An 18,564-nucleotide genomic window follows, 5' to 3' on the forward strand; every position below is an offset into this window, starting at 1 on the left:
ATGAGCTTTTGTCTCATCACCCAGACTGATGGTCCTGAAATGAATAATAAAAAATCATGAGGAATAAATGTTGGCGTTGAATACATACTGACCATGTCGCCGCCTCACCGAAGCGGCGAAAATGGCGAAAATGGCGAATTTTCAGGCGATACAACTGCCTGATTTAAAATTCCCGATTACAGTTAAGGAGACATCCCTCCGCTGTGAACAGGGTCAGGACAAACTGATGAGCGTGCCACTGCAAAAAATACCCCGCTGCGGGCTGATGCTGTTAGCGCTACTCTTGGGCGTAAGCGGGTGCTCTTCCCATGAAAATGCCTCCAGCCGGGCACGGCCGGTACAAAAATACTATCGCCCTGGGTACGTTCATCCCCCGGTGATGCCCGTGCAGCGCGTGCAGGAATCGTTCAGCGAAATGCCAGAGGACGAGCCGCCACCCGTGAAAGTGAAAAAACGGCCGCAGATCAAAGCCGCAGACCAACCACAGCCCAGGGCAATGCCGGTGCTGGACAATTCGTTGCCCGAGCAGATCTGGCAACCGGCGATAACCCGTCAGACGAGTCTGGAGCTGAAATCATGACGGAACGCGTCATCGGTGAACTGAGCAGCCGCCCTGAGATCAAGCGCCCGACGCTGCCTCTCTGGCAGAACGTCCTGGTAATTATCCTCACCCTTACCTATCTCATCTGCGAGCTGGCATTCAACTCGCGCCTGCTGGATCTGGTGGGAAGTCTCTCCACGCCCGATGAAATCCACAGTATGGAACGCTACGGCCGGGCGTTAACCGCCATCGCCGCGTCCCTGCTGGTACTGCAGCTGGTGCTGGGCGGCAACGCCTGGCTGAAAAAACGTGGCATCGATTTTCCCGCGCTGTATGTGGCAAGCATGGTGTTTTCGCTCTGCCTGCTGGCAGGCGTGGTGACCTGGCAGACGGTGGAACGGGTGATTGAGCATCAGGTTGCGCAAAGCACCGGCGAATTTCGGCATAAGGCGCTGCTGGCGCAGCTCTACCAGCAATCCTTAATCGACGGGCATCAGACGCTGGAGGGGATCCCGCTGGATCCCGACGGCGGGCAGCGGCAGACCTGGACCAGCCCGTCGGGGAAAGCGTTTTTAGCTATGCTGCCGCTTCTGATGAGCTCGGTCAGCCGCTATCACGAACTGCTCGAAAGCGAGGCGGCGCAGAACCTGCGTGACAGCATCAGCGTCCAGGAGGGGGGGCTCCTCGGCTACTACAAAGCCTGGCTGGTGGCGCGCGCGGAAATTTACAGGGACTATCTCGACTACTACGATGTTTCACAGAAAGAGGTGCGTTATCAGGGGGAGATAATCCCTGCCCGGCTCGACTGGGAGGCGTTTTTCATGCTGGAGGTGGTGCAGAAAACGCTGCGTGACAAGCTGTCCCTCCCCCGCCAGAGCAGGATCCTTTCTGAGTACCCCAAAGACGACGCCCTGAAACTGTTTGCGCTTGAACTACAGGCACCCCATCTTGATTACGCTGTGCAACAGCAGATCCCGCGCCTGCAGGCCGAGCTGGCAAGCTACGGCGCGGGCGGCGCGAATGAAAAGCAGGGAGAGGATGCGGCGCGGGCGGTGATTGTCCCGCCGATTGCGTTAATGTTCTCGCTGCTCGGTGCCCTCACCCATCTGGCAAAACTGCTCTATCTGCTGCTGCTCCCCCTGAGCGCGGCCCTGCTCTATATCACCTCCTGGCGGCCGGTTCGCCTGCTCAATCGCCATCCGCTGACCTTCCCGGTGCTGTTGATTTGCCTACTGCCGGGCGTGTTTAGCATGATGAATAACAGCATCACGGCCTCTCCGGCTTATCACGCCTTACGTCATGGCTTGCAGGGGGCAGAGGTGGCGATCACCGACGAACCCTCGAGGCTGGGCGGCGGGACACTGTTACGGGTTATTCATGCGGTCAGCATCGGACAAAGTTACAGCTATCCGTTGAATCACGCCCTGCGCCAAAACCTGCTGATGGGCTTTGATTTTGGCTATGAAACACATGAAAACTAATGTCTTTTTTGGGACATTGAATCGGCCCGTTTTCGACGCCTTTTACTGCTGTTTTTTGAGCACAAAGTAGTGATAGCAGTTAAGATATATTCAGTGCTACATTACGCCGCCCAACGGCAACTCGCATTATCAGACCAGTCGACCTGTACGGTAACAGCCCGGAACCGTTAGTATTAATACGGGTCATAAAAGCAGTACGGCGTATCGCCCGTCTGGCGCTACCTCCACACTCTTCATAAAGGTTGTCTTATCTTGTCTCAATGCAAATTCACACTCACCCTTCTGCATCCCCGTTACTGGTTTACGTGGTTTGGTCTGGGTGTTCTGTGGCTGCTCGTACAACTTCCCTACCCGGTGCTGCTCTGGTTGGGTGCCACGCTCGGTAGTCTCTCGCGTCGTTTTCTGAAACGTCGGGAATCCATTGGCCGCAGAAACCTCGAGCTCTGTTTTCCGGCCTTATCGCCCGAAGAGCGCGAACATCTGATTACTGAAAACTTTAAATCCATCGGCATGGCGTTACTGGAAACGGGGATGGCCTGGTTCTGGCCGGACAAACGGGTACGCAAGTGGTTCGATGTCGAAGGTCTGGAAAATTTACAGCGTGCGCAGGCCAAAAACCGTGGAGTGATGGTGATCGGCGTGCACTTTATGTCGCTGGAACTGGGCGGTCGCGTGATGGGGCTGTGCCAGCCGATGATGGCCACCTATCGGCCGCACAACAGCGCGCTGATGGAGTGGGTACAGACCCGCGGTCGTATGCGTTCTAATAAGGCGATGATCAGCCGTAATAATTTACGCGGACTGGTCAGTGCCCTGAAAAAAGGGGAAGCGGTATGGTTTGCCCCGGACCAGGATTATGGCCGCAATGGCAGCAGCTTCGCCCCGTTCTTTGCGGTGAAAGATGTCGCGACGACTAACGGAACCTTCGTGATTTCACGCCTGTCCAAAGCCACGATGCTGACCGTCACAATGGTGAGAAAAACGGATAATAGCGGTTATCGCCTGTTTATCATGCCGGAACTGGAAAACTATCCGCAGGAAGAGGTTGCTGCCGCAGCCTGGATCAACAAGGTGATCGAGAAAGAGATCATGCGTGCGCCAGAACAGTATCTGTGGGTGCATCGCCGCTTCAAAACTCGTCCCGAGGGCGAGGCGTCCCTCTATCGTTAAGCCTCTGCCGAAGGTTAGTTTCGCCTTGAGACTAACCTTTTCAATCACCTGTAATCACCCCGCTTTATCGTTAGCACGCTATGTTGCTCAAGCGCGATTTATTACCCCACGAAATTAAACTGTCGCCGTTCCACGACACTCGTAAGTCGCGGAAATTATTTAAAAAAATGCCTCTTGTCACCCCTGAAATTTAGGCGTACATTAGCGCCGTCTGGCAGCGGGAAGCGCAGAATTCTGAGCTGGAGTTGACGCCATAACGGGGATAATTCTCATTTCCGTCCTGGCCTGACTTCACCTCTCTATACTCAGTTGGACTCTGTATTTAATGCGTATCACGATATACGCGGAGCGATGAACGTGAAATATTTCTTTATGGGTTTTTCGGTTATTGTGTTCGCCTGGGTCGGCACTTTTGCCCTGATGATGAACTGAGCGAAGAAAATGCAGTTAAAAAAACAGGAGCCACTGGCTCCTGTTTTTTTGGCGCTTACTGACCGGCCTGCTCTGGCGAGGTTTTTGTCGCCTGGGGCAACAGCCCGTCGGCACGGAACATGCTCTTGATCCCCCTCACCGCCTGACGAATACGGTCGCTATTCTCAATCAGCGCGAAACGCACGTGCGTATCGCCGTACTCGCCAAAGCCCACGCCCGGTGAGACGCAGACCTTCGCGTCCTGCAGCAGTTTCTTGGCGAACTCCAGCGAGCCCATTCCGGCGTAGGCGTCCGGGATTTTTGCCCAGACGTACATCGAGGCTTTCGGCATCTCGACCATCCAGCCCGCCTCATGCAGCCCTTTAACCAGCACATCGCGACGGCGTTTGTACTGAGCGGCGATATCCTTCACGCACTGCTGATCCCCTTCCAGGGCAGCAATGGCCGCCACCTGCAGCGGGGTAAAGGTGCCGTAGTCGTGATAGCTTTTAATGCGCGCCAGAGCGTTCACCAGCGTTTTGTTGCCGACCATAAAGCCGATACGCCAGCCCGCCATGTTGTAGCTTTTCGACAGGGTGAAGAACTCCACCGCCACGTCGCGTGCGCCGGGAACCTGCATAATCGACGGGGCTTTCCAGCCGTCATAGACGATATCGGCGTAGGCCAGGTCATGGACCACCAGCACATCGTAACGCTTCGCCAGGGCCACCACCTTTTCAAAGAAATCGAGTTCGACACACTGGGCGGTCGGGTTGGAGGGGAAACCGAGGATCATCATCTTCGGCTTCGGATAGCTTTCGCGGATAGCGCGTTCCAGCTCGTTGAAAAAGTCGACGCCTTCCACCAGCGGCACGGAGCGTACCTGCGCGCCGGCAATGACCGCGCCGTAAATGTGGATCGGGTAGCTGGGGTTCGGCACCAGCACCGTGTCGCCATGATCCAGCGTCGCCAGCATCAGGTGCGCCAGCCCCTCTTTCGAGCCGATGGTAACGATGGCTTCGCTCTCGGGATCGATATCAACCTGATAGCGGTCCTGATACCAGCGCGAGATGGCACGGCGCAAACGCGGGATCCCTTTGGAGGTGGAGTAGCCATGCGTATCCGGGCGCTGGGCGACCGTGCAGAGTTTTTCCACGATATGCGGCGGCGTGGCGCCGTCCGGGTTGCCCATACTGAAATCAATAATGTCTTCGCCGCGCCGACGCGCAGCCATTTTCAGTTCAGCGGTAATATTAAACACATACGGGGGGAGACGATCGATACGCGAAAAACGGCGTTCAGGACTGGAATCAGCCATACCTACCTCAGATAACGTTAGCGCCCGGACCGTCCGAGCGACGTCGCCACGATGTGTGGCGTGCTTAGAAAATAACCTGAAAAAAATCGACTTGTCGAGAGGCAAAAATAAAAAAAAACGTAGCGCTAAAACGGGAACACTGCTGCAGCTAAAACGGGAAGTGATAATAAAAAGAGGCATCTCTGATGCCTTTTTCTTAACATTTTAATATCAATGGATTTACGACTTTTGGGTGGTTTTTCTCACAAGTACAACTTTCAGGTGAACCTCAATTTATCCCCTTTTAACTGTATGGTTTATCCTCATTTCATAAATTCTACGGATGGCTGGTCATTGGGCGTCAGGTTTTTTATCATGGTTCTTTCCCGTTTTCCCAGGTTTACCCGTGCACGAAATATTCAATATGCTGCTGGCGGTCTTCGATCGCGCGGCATTAATGCTGATTTGCCTGTTCTTCCTGATCCGTATCCGCCTGTTCCGCGAGCTGCTGCATAAATCAGCCCACTCGCCGCGCGAGCTGCTGGCGGTCACCGTCATCTTTTCGATGTTTGCCCTGTTCAGCACCTGGTCCGGGGTGCCGGTGGAAGGCTCCCTGGTCAACGTGCGTATTATTGCCGTGATGTCAGGCGGGATCCTGTTTGGCCCCTGGGTGGGGATTATCACTGGCGTTATCGCCGGGCTTCACCGTTACCTGATCGATATCGGCGGCGTGACGGCTGTTCCCTGCCTTATCACCTGCGTCATCGCGGGCGCGATGTCGGGCTGGATCAACCGCAAATTCCCCAAAAAGCAGCACTGGCGGGCGGGCATTATCGGCGGGATGGTCTGTGAAACGATGACCATGATTCTGGTGGTGGCCTGGGCGCCGACCGCCGAACTGGGGCTGGATATTGTGTCGAAAATCGGCATCCCGATGATCCTCGGCACTGTCTGCATCGGCTTTATCGTGCTGCTGGTGCAGAGCGTGGAGGGTGAAAAAGAGGCCAGCGCCGCCCGGCAGGCCAAGCTGGCGCTGGATATTGCCAATAAAACCCTGCCGCTGTTTCGCGATATTAATGCCGAATCACTGCGTCAGGTGTGCGACATCATCCGCAGCGATATTCACGCCGATGCGGTGGCCATTACCAATATTGACCGGGTGCTGGCCTACGTGGGCGTGGGCGAGCATAACTACCGGGATAATGACGATACCGTTAGCCCCACCACCCGACAGGCCATCAGCGACGGCAAAATCATCATCAAGAATAACGATGAAGCCCACCGCACCCCGGAGATCCACTCCATGCTGGTGATCCCGCTGTGGGAGAAAGGGATCGTCACCGGCACGCTAAAAATTTACTACTGCCACGCGCACCAGATCACCTCATCCTTGCAGGAGATGGCGGTCGGGCTGTCGCAGATTATCTCCACCCAGCTGGAGGTGTCCCGTGCCGAGCAGCTGCGGGAGATGGCCAACAAAGCCGAGCTACGCGCCCTGCAGAGTAAAATTAATCCCCATTTCCTGTTCAACGCCCTGAACGCCATCTCCTCGTCGATCCGCCTGAATCCGGACACCGCCCGTCAGCTGATCTTTAATCTGTCGCGCTACCTGCGCTACAACATTGAGCTGAAGGATGATGAGCAGATCGACATCAAAAAAGAGCTCTACCAGATTAAGGATTACATCGCTATCGAGCAGGCGCGGTTTGGCGATAAGCTCACCGTCATCTACGACATCGATGAGGAAGTGAACTGTGTGATCCCGAGTTTGCTGATCCAGCCGCTGGTGGAGAACGCCATTGTCCACGGTATTCAGCCGCGTAAGGGTAAAGGCGTAGTGACGATAAGCGTGGCGGAGTGCGGTAACCGCGTGCGGGTGGCGGTACGCGACACCGGCCACGGTATCGATCCGAAAGTGATTGAGCGGGTGGAGTCGAACGAAATGCCCGGCAATAAAATTGGCCTGCTGAATGTTCACCACCGCGTGAAGTTGCTCTATGGTGAAGGGCTGCACATTCGCCGCCTTGAGCCGGGCACCGAGATCGCCTTTTATGTGCCTAATGAACGCTCCGCCGTTCATGCGCAGACGTTGTTATTGTCGTAGAGAGAGTGCCCATGAAAGTCATCATTGTGGAAGATGAAATACTCGCTCAACAGGAGCTGAGCTGGCTTATCAAAGAACATAGCCAGATGGAGATTGTCGGCACCTTTGAGGACGGGCTGGACGTGCTGAAATACCTTCAGCACAACAGGGTCGACGCCATTTTTCTGGATATCAATATTCCGTCGCTGGACGGCGTGCTGCTGGCGCAAAACATCAGCCAGTTTGCCAGTAAGCCTTTTATCGTCTTTGTTACCGCATGGAAAGAGCATGCGGTGGAGGCGTTCGAGCTGGAAGCCTTCGACTATATTCTGAAGCCGTATCAGGAGTCGCGGATCGTCAGCATGCTGCAAAAGCTTGAGCAAGCCTGGCACCAGCAGTCGGGCGCGGGACAGGTCGCAGCCTCACCGGTCACGCGTGAAAACGACACCATCAATTTGATCAAGGACGAGCGCATCATCGTGACGCCGGTGGACGATATCTATTACGCCGAAGCGCATGAGAAGATGACGTTTGTCTATACCCGTCGCGAGTCGTTCGTGATGCCGATGAACATCACCGAGTTCTGCAGCAAGCTGCCGACGAGCCATTTTTTCCGCTGCCACCGTTCGTTCTGCGTAAACCTGCACAAGATCCGCGAGATCGAGCCCTGGTTTAACAACACCTACATTTTGCGGCTGAAGGATCTGGATTTTCAGGTGCCGGTAAGTCGCAGCAAGGTGAAAGATTTTCGCCAGCTGATGCACCTGTGAAGGCGATCCCCGGTGAACGGACGTTCACCGGGGAGGAAGGATTACAGCACCTGGCCGAGGGTCTGGCGCAGATGCGCCCCGGCACCCAGCAGGCCCGGGTTGTCATGCACGATCAGGTATACCGGGATGTCCCGAACGTAGTCGCGGAAGCGGCCCTTGTCTTCAAACCCGCCGCGGAAGCCGGAGGATTTAAAGAAGTCGAGGAAGCGCGGTACGATCCCACCCGCGATGTAGACCCCGCCAAAGGTGCTCAGATTCAGCGCCAGGTTGCCGCCAAAACGCCCCATGATGACGCAGAACAGCGACAGCGCACGACGGCAGTCGGTGCAGCTATCTTCCAGCGCGCGTTCGGTTACGTCCTTCGGCTGCAGGTTTTCCGGCAGACGCCCGTCAGACTTGACGATTGCCCGGTAGAGATTCACCAGCCCCGGGCCCGAGAGCACGCGCTCCGCCGACACGTGGCCGAGCTCTGCGCGCAGCTCTTCGAGGATAATGCCCTCTTCTTCGCTGTTAGGCGCGAAATCCACGTGGCCGCCTTCGCCTGGCAGGCTGATCCAGCGCTTGTCGACGTGTACCAGATGCGAGACGCCAAGACCGGTGCCGGCACCGTAAACGGCGATCGGCTTACCTTCCACTGGCTGGGTACCGCCGAACTGGATCAGATGTTCCGGTTTTAACATCGGGATCGCCATCGACACCGCGGTAAAGTCGTTAATAATTTCCAGATGCGCAAAGCCAAGGTTGGCTTTCATCTCCGCCGTGGAAAACGCCCAGGTGTGGTTGGTCATCGCCACCCAGTCACCGGTAATCGGGCAGGCAATGGCGATACTGCCATCCTCAACGCTGACATCATGCTCGGTCAGATAGACACGAACCACCGCTTCAAGGCTGGGATAATCCAGCCCGGAATAGGTTTTGGCGCGGGAGATCTCCCCCGAGTTGACGTCACATAACGCCAGACGCGCGTTAGTGCCTCCTACATCACCTACCAAAGCATACTTTGTCATTCTTCTACTGCTCCGCTAAAGTCAAAATAACTCTTTGGCACACTCTAAATTCAAGGCCCGATAACAACAACGACCTGAATAAAAGCACCCCAGGATTATCGATCTTCGTCACAGATTCACTTTACCGTTTCAGCACCATTTGCACTATTAGCATCAGTCTGAGCGTGCAAAGTAAAGACCGCCAATTTTTACAAGGAAATCATCATGCTCCATCCGCGAGCCAGAACGATGCTGCTGTTGGCCCCTCCCGCGCTGATTATTGGCGTCGCCTCCAGCCTGATTCTGATTGTGATTATGAAAGTCGCCTCAGTATTACAGTCAATTCTGTGGACGTCACTGCCTTCCACGGTCGGCCTCAGCGCGAGCTCCCCGACCTGGGTGATTTTGACCCTGACCCTGACCGGTATCGCCGTAGGGCTGGTGATCCGCTACAGCCCGGGCCACGCCGGGCCGGACCCGGCGACAGAACCGCTGATTGGCGCGCCGGTGGACGCCGCAGCCCTGCCCGGGCTGATTATCGCCCTGATTATCGGACTCGCGGGGGGCGTCAGCCTCGGGCCAGAGCATCCGGTGATGGCGGTGAATATCGCCCTCGCCGTTGCCGTGGGTTCGCGTGTCTTTCCCCGGGTTAACGCCCTGGACTGGACCATTCTCGCCTCGGCGGGCACCATAGGCGCGCTGTTCGGCACGCCCGTCGCAGCGGCCCTGATATTCTCCCAGACCCTGAGCGGCAACGCCGAGATCCCCCTCTGGGATCGCCTGTTCGCCCCGCTGCTGTCTGCGGCCGCCGGCGCTCTGACCACCAGCCTGTTTTTCCATCCCCACTTCTCCTTGCCCCTCGCCCACTACAGCCAGATGCAGCTGGTGGATATCTTTAGCGGGGCGATTGTCGCCGCCATTGCCATCGCGCTGGGGATGGTGGCGGTCTGGTGTCTGCCGCGCCTGCACCGGCTGATGCATCGCCTGAAGCACCCGGTACTTATTCTTGGTGTGGGTGGGCTGATACTGGGGATCCTCGGTGCTATCGGGGGCAAGATTACGCTGTTCAAAGGACTGGATGAGATGCAGCAGATGGCGTTCGGCCAGCTGTTCAGCGTCTCAGATTATCTGCTCTTTGCGCTGATCAAACTGGCGGCGCTGGTGGTGGCAGCGGCCTGCGGTTTTCGCGGGGGGCGCATTTTCCCGGCGGTCTTTATCGGCGTCGCCCTGGGGTTGATGCTGCATGAGCACGTCGAGGCGGTACCGGCGGCGATCACCATCTCCTGTTCAATTCTGGGGCTGGTGCTGGTTGTTACCCGGGATGCCTGGCTGAGCCTGTTTATGGCGGCAGTGGTGGTGCCAGACACCACCCTGCTGCCATTGCTCTGTATCGTGATGCTGCCCGCCTGGCTGTTGCTGGCGGGCAGACCGATGATGATTGCCTGGCGCGAAGATAAGTAATCAGGCGCTTTTACGCGCTTCCAGCGCCTGGATGATGCCGCTCAACAGCGGCGGAACATCGGCTTTCGGCAGCATAACCTCAATCAGCGAAAGCCGTTCCGGGTGCGCCACTCTCTCCAGCACCTCTTCCAGCTGCACCGTCTCACTCACCCGCCAGCACTCGGCCTGACAATCCAGGCTGAGGGCCTGCGGGATCTGCGTCCAGTTCCACAGCGCAATGTCGTTATAGCGCTGATTCGGGCCATGAATGGCACGCTCCACCGTGTAGCCTTCGTTGTTCAGGACCATGATCACGGGGCACTGTTTATCCCGCAGCATCGAGCCCAGCTCCTGAATCGTGAGCTGCGCCGCGCCGTCGCCGGTGATGGCAATCACGCGGCGATCCGGGCAGGCCGTCTGCGCGCCATAGGCGGCGGCAAGGGTATAGCCAATCGAGCCCCAGATCGGCTGAACGATAAAATTCACGTCTTCGGGTAACCGCAGCGCGCCGGCACCAAAGGCCGAGGTGCCCTGATCGGCGAGAATAATATCCCCGGGGCGAATATAGGTTTGCAGCGTTTTCCAGAAACTATCCTGCGTCAGCGTGCCGGGATGGACCGCATGCAGCTGCCGTGCCGGACGGTTCGCCGCGGTGGCGCTGACGTACTGATGGCACAGGCTCGAGAGCACCTCAATCGCCTGGGACATTGGGATCCCGGTGTACCAGACATCCCCGATCCGCGAGGCGTGGGGCTGAACGTCAATCGTCTGCTGATGCGTAAGCTTATGGGTGAACCCGGCGGTAAGCGTATCGGTAAATCGTGTCCCCACGCAGATCACCGTATCGGCGCCTTCAATGGCCTCGTTGACGTCGCCCGCACTGGCAGAACCGCTATAGGTGCCCGCGAAGCCCGGTTTGCGCTCGTCAAAAATTCCTTTCCCCATCAGCAGGGTGGCGTGCGCCATTGGCGTCTGCTCCACCAAGCGCTGGAGCTGGTTTTTCAGACCGTAGCGCAGGACCAGGAAATCGGCCAGCAGCGCGGTGCGGTCGCTCGCAGCCAGCCGTTTCTCTGCCGCCTGGCGGAAGGCATCGAGGCGGAAGCTGTCGCTTTCATAAAGACGGTCAATGAGAGCGCTTACAGGCGGACTGGCAGGTTTTTTGGCCACATCAGCAGGTAGCATGATGTAGCCGGGACGGCGCTCCCGGAGCATTTCGGTCAATACCCGGTCGATTTCATAGCAGGCATTTTGTTCGGTGAGGTGCGCCTGCGCGACGGTCACGGGCTCACTCATTTTATAGAAGTGACGAAACTCGCCGTCACCGAGGGTATGGTGCAGCAACTCCCCTCTTTTTTGCGAGGCGCTTCCCGGCGCACCCACGATATGCAGAACCGGTACATGCTCGGCGAAACTGCCCGCGATACCGTTCATGGCGCTAAGCTCGCCCACTCCAAAGGTGGTCAGCAGCGCGGCAAACCCTTTGCAGCGCGCGTAGCCATCCGCGGCGTAGGCGGCGTTCAATTCGTTAGCACAACCCACCCAGCCAATATCCGGGCTGGCGATAACGTTATCGAGGAACTGTAAGTTGTAGTCGCCTGGCACACCAAACAGATGATCGGCACCACAATCTGTAAGGCGGTCCAGCAGGTAATCGGCGACGGTGTAGGGGGTAAGCATGACTATTATCCTTATAATGTTGACTTCACTTTGAGTATTGAAGAAGCGTGATAGCTGTCCAGGAATGGTAATAATCAGAGCGTGGAAACCATGCTTTACGTATTTTTGCGCGGTAATCTGTTTGCCTCGGTAGTGGTGTAAACGTATACACTGAATGACTTTCTGACGCAGAGGGAAAACTCATGGGTTACCAGGCAGATCAAAATCGTTATCAATCAATGGTGTATCAACGATGTGGGCAAAGTGGTCTTAAGCTGCCCGCCATCTCCCTCGGGCTGTGGCACAACTTTGGCGACGCCACCCTGATTGAAAACAGCCGTCAACTTTTACATCGTGCCTTCGATCTGGGCATTACCCATTTCGACCTTGCCAACAACTACGGTCCGCCGCCGGGATCGGCAGAGCGTAACTTCGGGCGGATCCTGCAGGAAGATTTCAGCGCCCTGCGCGATGAGCTGATCATCTCGAGCAAAGCGGGCTATACCATGTGGGACGGGCCTTACGGCGACTGGGGCTCGCGTAAATACCTGATTGCCAGCCTCGACCAAAGCCTGAAACGGATGGGACTGGAGTATGTCGACATCTTCTATCATCATCGCCCGGATCCGGAAACGCCGTTGCAGGAGACGATGAAAGCGTTGGACCACGTCGTGCGTCAGGGCAAGGCGCTGTACGTCGGGCTGTCCAACTACCCGGCAGAGCTGGCCCAACAGGCTATCGAAATCCTCGATGATTTAGGCACCCCCTGCCTGATCCACCAGCCTAAATTTTCGATGCTGGAACGCGCGCCTGAGGAGGGATTACTGGATGTGCTTAAGCAGAAAGGGGTGGGATGCATTGCATTCTCGCCGCTCGCGGGTGGCCAGCTGACCGACCGTTATCTGAACGGGATCCCGGCAGATTCCCGCGCGGCCAGCGGCAGCCGCTTCCTGAACCCGGATCAGATCACGGAAGAAAAGCTGGTGAAGGTCCGTAAACTCAATGCGCTGGCCGAACGCCGTAATCAGAAATTGTCGCAGATGGCGCTGGCCTGGGTATTACATCACGAAGCTATCACCTCAGTGCTGATTGGTGCCAGCAAAACGGCGCAAATCGACGACGCCGTAGGTATGCTGGCGAATCGTCACTTCACGCCTGAGGAACTGAACGAAATAGAATCTATCCTGTTCAGCGCGAATTAAAAGCACTTTTAGCAAAAAGTGCTATGCCTTCTGAATTAGGAGTTAAAGCGATTATCCGGGGCTTTACCGCCCCTTAATATTGCGTTAACAAGCCGATTACGGCTCCGATCGTGAAGGAGAATAATAATGTTCAGGTCCCTGATTCTGGCAGCAGTATTAATGGCTTCAGCTCCGCTGGTCGCTAATGCTGGCGAAATCACCCTGTTGCCATCAGTAAAATTACAAATTGGCGATCGCGATAATTACGGTAACTACTGGGACGGTGGCGGCTGGCGTGACCGCGGCTACTGGCATCGTAATTATGAATGGCGTGGCAAACGCTGGCACAAACATGACAACGGCTACCATCGTGGCTGGGATAAACGTAACGCCTATGAGCGCGGCTACCGCGAAGGCTGGCGGGATCGTGATGACCATCGCGGCCGCAAAGGTCACGGACACGGACATCGTCACTAATATAAAAAAGGCGCCTCGCGGCGCCTTTTTTTATAACCCCAACGCCGTGCCGATAAGCAGCCACAGATTCAGGGCTACCACCAGCACCACTATCGCCCACCCTGCCCGTTTGACCAATGCACTGTTCACCAGATCGCCCATCAACGTCTTGTCGCTGGTAAACACCAGCAGCGGCACCAGCGCCAGCGCAATACCAAAACTCAGCAGCACCTGACTCATTACCAGAATGCGGGTTGGATCCAGCCCCATCAGGATCACAATAAAGGACGGCAGCATAGTGACGGCGCGACGCACCCATAAGGGAATATGGAAGCGCACAAATCCCTGCATCACAACCTGCCCCGCCAGGGTTCCGACCACCGTCGACGAGAGTCCCGCCGCCACCAGGCTCAGGCCAAAAATGGTGGCCGCCGCGTGGCTGAGTAAAGGTTCCAGCGTCAGATAGGCCTGATCGAGATCGGCAACACCGGTATGGCCGTTGAAGTGGAATGCCGCCGCGGCGGTGGCCATCATCGCCAGGTTAACAAAACCGGCGATAGTCATGGCGATCGCCACGTCCCATTTGGTTGCAGAGTAACGTTCATGGCGCGACCCTTCGTGCAGGTTTTGGGTCAGCGAGGAGTGCAGGTAAATCACGTGCGGCATAATCGTCGCCCCCAGAACCCCGGCCGCCAGGAAGACCGCTTCGGTGGTGGGCAGGCTCGGGATCGCCATCCCTTTACCTAACTGTACGAAGTCAGGCTGGGAAAAAATCAGCTCAACAATATAGGCCGCCGCCACGAACAGCAGCAGGCCACCAATCACCTTTTCGAGCGGCTTCTGCCCGCGTCGTTGCAGCATCAGGATCAGGAAGGTGGCGATACCGGTTAAAACCGCGCCCTGCAGTAGCGATACGCCCAGAATCAGCTTAAAGCCGATCGCGGCTCCGATGAATTCTGCAAGGTCGGTCGCCATGGCGATTATCTCGGCCTGCACCCAGTAAAACCAGACCAGCGGACGCGGATAGTGGTCGCGGATCTGTTCTGCGAGGTTTTTACCGGTGGCAATGCCCAGTTTGGCCGACAGCACCTGGATCATCATCGCCATCAGGTTGGCCCACACCACCACCCACAGCAGCTTATAGCCGAAGCTGGCCCCGGCCTGGATGTTGGTCGCAAAATTACCGGGATCGATATAGCCAATGGCGGCAATAAACGCAGGTCCCATTAATGCAAACCGCATTTTGCGTGCTGCTCTGCCACTGCTACTCTCATCAACGCGACTATTGGTCATTTTTGCCTCAGAAATATAGCCTTTGCTATGTTTAATGCTATCAAAATGCGAATGATTATCAAGTTCATTTAGTTTGTTTGTATTGATTACAGTGATAGCGAAGAACAATAAGCAGGCTGGACTCGTGGATAGGCTGACGGGCAAAAAATGCACGCAACCTTTGTGAAGCGTAGCACAGAAACTTAACTTTTAATTCATTTACACAACATAACGAAAATGTATCGTATGTCACTATTTTTGAGTCTCGTCACAGGACGTGACTATAGTGTGGCTTTGATCTCGTTTTCTTTACGCTTGTTTCATAGAATGTGCAGCGAAATTAAACCTGCCTCATATTTGGAGCAAATATGGACCGCGTCCTACATTTTGTCCTGGCACTCGTTGTTGTTGCCGTGCTTGCGTTGCTGGTCAGCAGCGATCGCAAAAAGATCCGCATTCGCTATGTTGTTCAGTTACTGGTTATTGAAGTATTGCTCGCCTGGTTCTTCCTGAACTCAGACGTGGGGCTGGGCTTTGTGAAAGGCTTCTCCGAGATGTTCGAAAAACTGCTCGGATTCGCTAACGAAGGGACCAACTTCGTGTTCGGTAAAATGAACGATGAAGGTCTGGCATTCTTCTTCCTGAAGGTGCTGTGCCCTATCGTCTTCATCTCTGCCCTGATCGGTATTTTGCAGCACATTCGCATTCTGCCAATTGTGATCCGCGCTATCGGTACCGTGCTGTCTAAAGTGAACGGCATGGGCAAACTGGAATCTTTCAACGCCGTAAGTTCCCTGATCCTGGGTCAGTCTGAGAACTTCATCGCCTATAAAGATATCCTCGGCAAAATGTCCCGCAATCGCATGTACACCATGGCGGCCACGGCAATGTCCACCGTTTCCATGTCTATCGTGGGCGCGTACATGACCATGCTCGAGCCAAAATACGTGGTTGCTGCGCTGGTTCTGAACATGTTCAGCACCTTTATCGTTCTGTCACTGATCAACCCGTACCGCGTGGATGAGAGTGAAGAGAACCTGCAGATGGCTAACCTGCATGAAGGTCAGAGCTTCTTCGAAATGCTGGGTGAATACATCCTGGCAGGCTTCAAGGTAGCGGTTATCGTTGCGGCGATGCTGATCGGCTTTATCGCCCTGATCTCCGCGCTGAACGCCCTGTTTGCTGCCGTGCTGGGCATCTCCTTCCAGGGCATTCTGGGTTACATCTTCTACCCGGTAGCCTGGGTAATGGGTGTGCCGGCAAGCGAAGCGCTGCAGGTGGGCAGTATTATGGCAACCAAACTGGTTTCTAACGAATTCGTCGCGATGATGGATCTGCAGAAAATCGCCGGTTCCCTCTCCCCGCGCGCCGAAGGCATTCTCTCCGTGTTCCTGGTCTCCTTCGCCAACTTCTCTTCTATCGGTATTATCGCCGGTGCGATTAAAGGCCTGAATGAAGAGCAGGGTAACGTGGTTTCCCGCTTCGGTCTGAAACTGGTTTACGGCTCCACGCTGGTCAGCGTCCTGTCTGCGTCTATCGCTGCACTGGTTCTGTAATCAGCTAAAAAAACCGGGGACTTATCCTCCCCGGTTTTTTTACGCCTGTAATTCATTGAGCGGGCGCGGTTTGCCCACTAAATACCCCTGAAGATAATCTACCCCCGAGGCGAGCAACATCTCGCGCTGCTCCTCCGTTTCAACATACTCCGCCACCACACACAGGGACCGGGTCTTCGCCAGGTTACAGATGGACTTCACGATCATCGCATCCATACTGTCACTACAAATATCCTTCACGAAGCAGCCATCAATTTTGATGACATCCGCCTGCAGGCGCTTGAGACGTTCATAATTGGCGTAACCGGTACCGAAATCGTCGATGGCAAGCTTGAAGCCGTAGTGACGCAGCTGCTGAATGTTGGCGATACTGACTTCCGAATTAGAGAACGCCTGCTCTTCGGTCACTTCGATGATCACCGTCTGCGGCCTTATCCCGTAGCGTTCAAACAGGGCAATGATCTCCGTCGCGACCTCTTTCTGCATCAGCGTCAAGGGCATCAGGTTCACCGAGAAACGCGCACAGCAATTTTCCGAGGGGTGATCCCGCAGCCATGCCAGCAGCGCCTCCACCACGCTGATATCGAAGCGCCGACTCAGGTTAAATTGCGCCACCAGCGGCAGAAACTTATCGGGGGTCAGGATCTCCCCTTCGCTCTCCAGACGCGAAAGGATTTCGTGGTAGCCCACGCCATCGCCTCTCTGGATGGGCTGCGCATACAGGCGTAAGCCGCCCTCGTCCAGCGCCCGTTTGACCCGGCTGAGCATTAGCACGCGCTCCGTCGTCTGTCCTGAGACCGTCTCCAGGCTGTTATTCAGCGACAAAACCTGATGCGCCGGGCAGGACTTTTCGGCCAGCCAGCTGAGCTGACCCAGCGTATGGTAGAGACTTTCGCCGCATTTGTACTCCACGCCTCCCCAGGCGCCGCCAAACTCAATATCCAGCCCGGTGTTGTTCCAGTAGATTTTACGGCTATTCAGATGATCAACAATGTGCTGTAACCGCGCCCCCGTTTCCGGGCCGCTGAGCACCACCACCAGTTCATTACCGGGGATCTGGAAAACATATTCATTAGGCATCAGCAACGGCTGCAACTCACGAATGATGGCGCGTTTACACTGCACCCGCATCATCAGGCCATAATGACGACTCAGAAACTCCAGATTATCCATTCGCAAACAGCACAGGGTGATGCCCTTGTTGTCGGTCAGAAAGGACTCCAGGGCGCGCAGGTTACGCAAGCCGGTCAGCGGATCGACCAGCGCCCTCTCCTGCCAGCCACGCTTAAGCCATTCGCTGCGCTGATAAATGCGCGACATGTAAGCCAGACAGATGGCGAAGGAGATAAGTACCGACAGCACAAACGCCAGCGAGTAACCATTCTGCACGCCCTGCAAAAAATTGCTGTTATAGGTCAGCAGCATCAATGCGCTCAACGCCCAACCCAGGATTATCAGCGGATAGCGAAATCGACTGATGCCAATTGTAAATAAAATGAAAATAACAGGCACCAGATAGCCGGCAATAATATCTGACGTAAAGGGTAAGCAGAGCAGAAGAAGCCCAACAATAAGGCAAATAAGTAATGCAGATGTAAATAACTGGTTTCGGGACGAAAAGGAATTATGTATATTTCTTCGCCAGAAGGCGCGCGCATAATTCGGATTAATAATCATTCTTAACGGATAATAGAACAGCATGGTAAAGATGATAACGGCGCAAACCAGGCTCTGAACATCGACAACATGATATATTACTGAGCCCCGGTCGGTGAAATTGGCGAGGGTAACGGGAAAATCGCAAATATAGCCTGCAAGGTACATCGACAGTTTTATTGCCAGCGGCAGAACAAACCCCAGCCACGCAATGCGCGCCGCCATGAACCGGCTGGGGACATGGTAGCGCCAGCGCGACCCCACCTGCCAGCGGAGTATGGCGCATACCGCTAAAGTACTAAATACCTGGCAAAAAAGCAGGATAAGATCCTGCTTTGCCGACAGCTGTAAATTCCATTCGTTAAGGATGGCAAAGCTGATAATAATCGGCAGGATGGCCTGACGACCAAATAATAATACGATCGCCAGCATGACGCTCAGCGGCATCCAAGCAAGATAAACCTCAAAGCCATCGACAATAGATTTGGGTGAAATAAGGCGGGAAAAAGGCACGACAATCATGCATAACGCCAGAGCAAGCAGGAAGCTCTTTCCGTTAATATCAATTATGTTTTTCATTAATTTTATTTAACTGTTTACCTGGCGAA

The 18,564-nt window shown here is 55.4% G+C and carries 15 protein-coding genes; 10 read left to right on the top strand and 5 right to left on the bottom strand.

Going from position 1 to position 18,564, the window contains the following annotated elements:
- The first annotated feature begins 121 nt into the window (after positions 1-121).
- The 4 genes from ACP4QI_RS15640 (at position 122) to ACP4QI_RS15655 (ending at position 3,624) form a co-directional block, all read left to right on the top strand.
- Positions 122-580: a hypothetical protein gene (locus ACP4QI_RS15640; protein WP_426495812.1), complete on the top strand. Its 459-nt coding sequence runs from the start codon at positions 122-124 to the stop codon at positions 578-580.
- On the top strand, positions 577-2,022 hold the full coding sequence (locus tag ACP4QI_RS15645; protein WP_426495813.1) for a hypothetical protein: 1,446 nt from the start codon (positions 577-579) through the stop codon (positions 2,020-2,022). Before ACP4QI_RS15640 ends, ACP4QI_RS15645 begins: the two co-directional genes overlap by 4 nt.
- Before the next feature lie 249 nt (positions 2,023-2,271).
- Positions 2,272-3,192 carry a kdo(2)-lipid IV(A) palmitoleoyltransferase gene (lpxP, locus tag ACP4QI_RS15650; protein ID WP_142486619.1) on the top strand — a complete coding sequence of 307 codons (921 nt, stop codon included), beginning with the start codon at positions 2,272-2,274 and terminating at the stop codon, positions 3,190-3,192.
- Positions 3,193-3,564: 372 nt separating this feature from the next.
- Positions 3,565-3,624, top strand: coding sequence for a hypothetical protein (locus ACP4QI_RS15655; protein WP_223610505.1), 60 nt, complete (start codon positions 3,565-3,567; stop codon positions 3,622-3,624).
- Between the two features lie 55 nt (positions 3,625-3,679).
- Here ACP4QI_RS15655 and alaC read toward each other — a convergent pair whose 3' ends face one another.
- Positions 3,680-4,921, bottom strand: coding sequence for an alanine transaminase (alaC, locus tag ACP4QI_RS15660; RefSeq protein WP_142486620.1), 1,242 nt, complete (start codon positions 4,919-4,921; stop codon positions 3,680-3,682).
- Positions 4,922-5,306: 385 nt separating this feature from the next.
- Here alaC and ACP4QI_RS15665 point away from each other — a divergent pair, with 385 nt between their 5' ends.
- Positions 5,307-7,004, top strand: a complete 1,698-nt coding sequence (locus tag ACP4QI_RS15665) for a sensor histidine kinase (RefSeq protein ID WP_142486621.1) — start codon at positions 5,307-5,309, stop codon at positions 7,002-7,004.
- A gap of 11 nt (positions 7,005-7,015) precedes the next feature.
- Positions 7,016-7,753, top strand: coding sequence for a LytR/AlgR family response regulator transcription factor (locus ACP4QI_RS15670; RefSeq protein WP_142486622.1), 738 nt, complete (start codon positions 7,016-7,018; stop codon positions 7,751-7,753).
- 41 nt (positions 7,754-7,794) lie between these two features.
- On the opposite strand, the gene glk is transcribed toward ACP4QI_RS15670, so the two are convergent.
- Positions 7,795-8,760 (bottom strand): glucokinase, encoded by a 966-nt coding sequence (gene glk / locus ACP4QI_RS15675; protein WP_142486623.1) that lies wholly within the window; start codon positions 8,758-8,760, stop codon positions 7,795-7,797.
- Positions 8,761-8,964: 204 nt separating this feature from the next.
- Between glk and ACP4QI_RS15680 the strand changes: the two genes are divergently transcribed.
- Positions 8,965-10,200, top strand: coding sequence for an ion channel protein (locus ACP4QI_RS15680; protein ID WP_426495814.1), 1,236 nt, complete (start codon positions 8,965-8,967; stop codon positions 10,198-10,200).
- Here the strand turns inward: ACP4QI_RS15680 and ipdC are convergent, their stop codons facing one another.
- Positions 10,201-11,856: an indolepyruvate decarboxylase gene (gene ipdC / locus ACP4QI_RS15685; RefSeq protein WP_426495815.1), complete on the bottom strand. Its 1,656-nt coding sequence runs from the start codon at positions 11,854-11,856 to the stop codon at positions 10,201-10,203.
- Between the two features lie 182 nt (positions 11,857-12,038).
- Between ipdC and mgrA the strand changes: the two genes are divergently transcribed.
- Together mgrA and ypeC are read left to right on the top strand one after the other, a co-directional pair.
- Entirely contained in the window at positions 12,039-13,037 is a 999-nt protein-coding gene (gene mgrA, locus ACP4QI_RS15690; RefSeq protein WP_231311808.1) for an L-glyceraldehyde 3-phosphate reductase, read from the top strand.
- 126 nt (positions 13,038-13,163) lie between these two features.
- Positions 13,164-13,493: a DUF2502 domain-containing protein YpeC gene (ypeC, locus tag ACP4QI_RS15695; protein ID WP_142486627.1), complete on the top strand. Its 330-nt coding sequence runs from the start codon at positions 13,164-13,166 to the stop codon at positions 13,491-13,493.
- Between the two features lie 30 nt (positions 13,494-13,523).
- Here ypeC and ACP4QI_RS15700 read toward each other — a convergent pair whose 3' ends face one another.
- Positions 13,524-14,765, bottom strand: coding sequence for an Nramp family divalent metal transporter (locus ACP4QI_RS15700; protein WP_142486628.1), 1,242 nt, complete (start codon positions 14,763-14,765; stop codon positions 13,524-13,526).
- A gap of 347 nt (positions 14,766-15,112) precedes the next feature.
- Here ACP4QI_RS15700 and ACP4QI_RS15705 point away from each other — a divergent pair, with 347 nt between their 5' ends.
- Positions 15,113-16,300, top strand: coding sequence for a NupC/NupG family nucleoside CNT transporter (locus tag ACP4QI_RS15705; RefSeq protein WP_039032602.1), 1,188 nt, complete (start codon positions 15,113-15,115; stop codon positions 16,298-16,300).
- Between the two features lie 39 nt (positions 16,301-16,339).
- Here ACP4QI_RS15705 and ACP4QI_RS15710 read toward each other — a convergent pair whose 3' ends face one another.
- The gene (locus tag ACP4QI_RS15710) at positions 16,340-18,535 is read right to left on the bottom strand and encodes an EAL domain-containing protein (RefSeq protein WP_426495816.1); all 2,196 of its coding nucleotides are present in this window, start codon (positions 18,533-18,535) and stop codon (positions 16,340-16,342) included.
- Positions 18,536-18,564 lie beyond the last annotated feature (29 nt).

The sequence above is a fragment of the Leclercia sp. TB492 genome (assembly GCF_049974505.2).
Taxonomy (GTDB): domain Bacteria; phylum Pseudomonadota; class Gammaproteobacteria; order Enterobacterales; family Enterobacteriaceae; genus Enterobacter; species Enterobacter adecarboxylatus_C.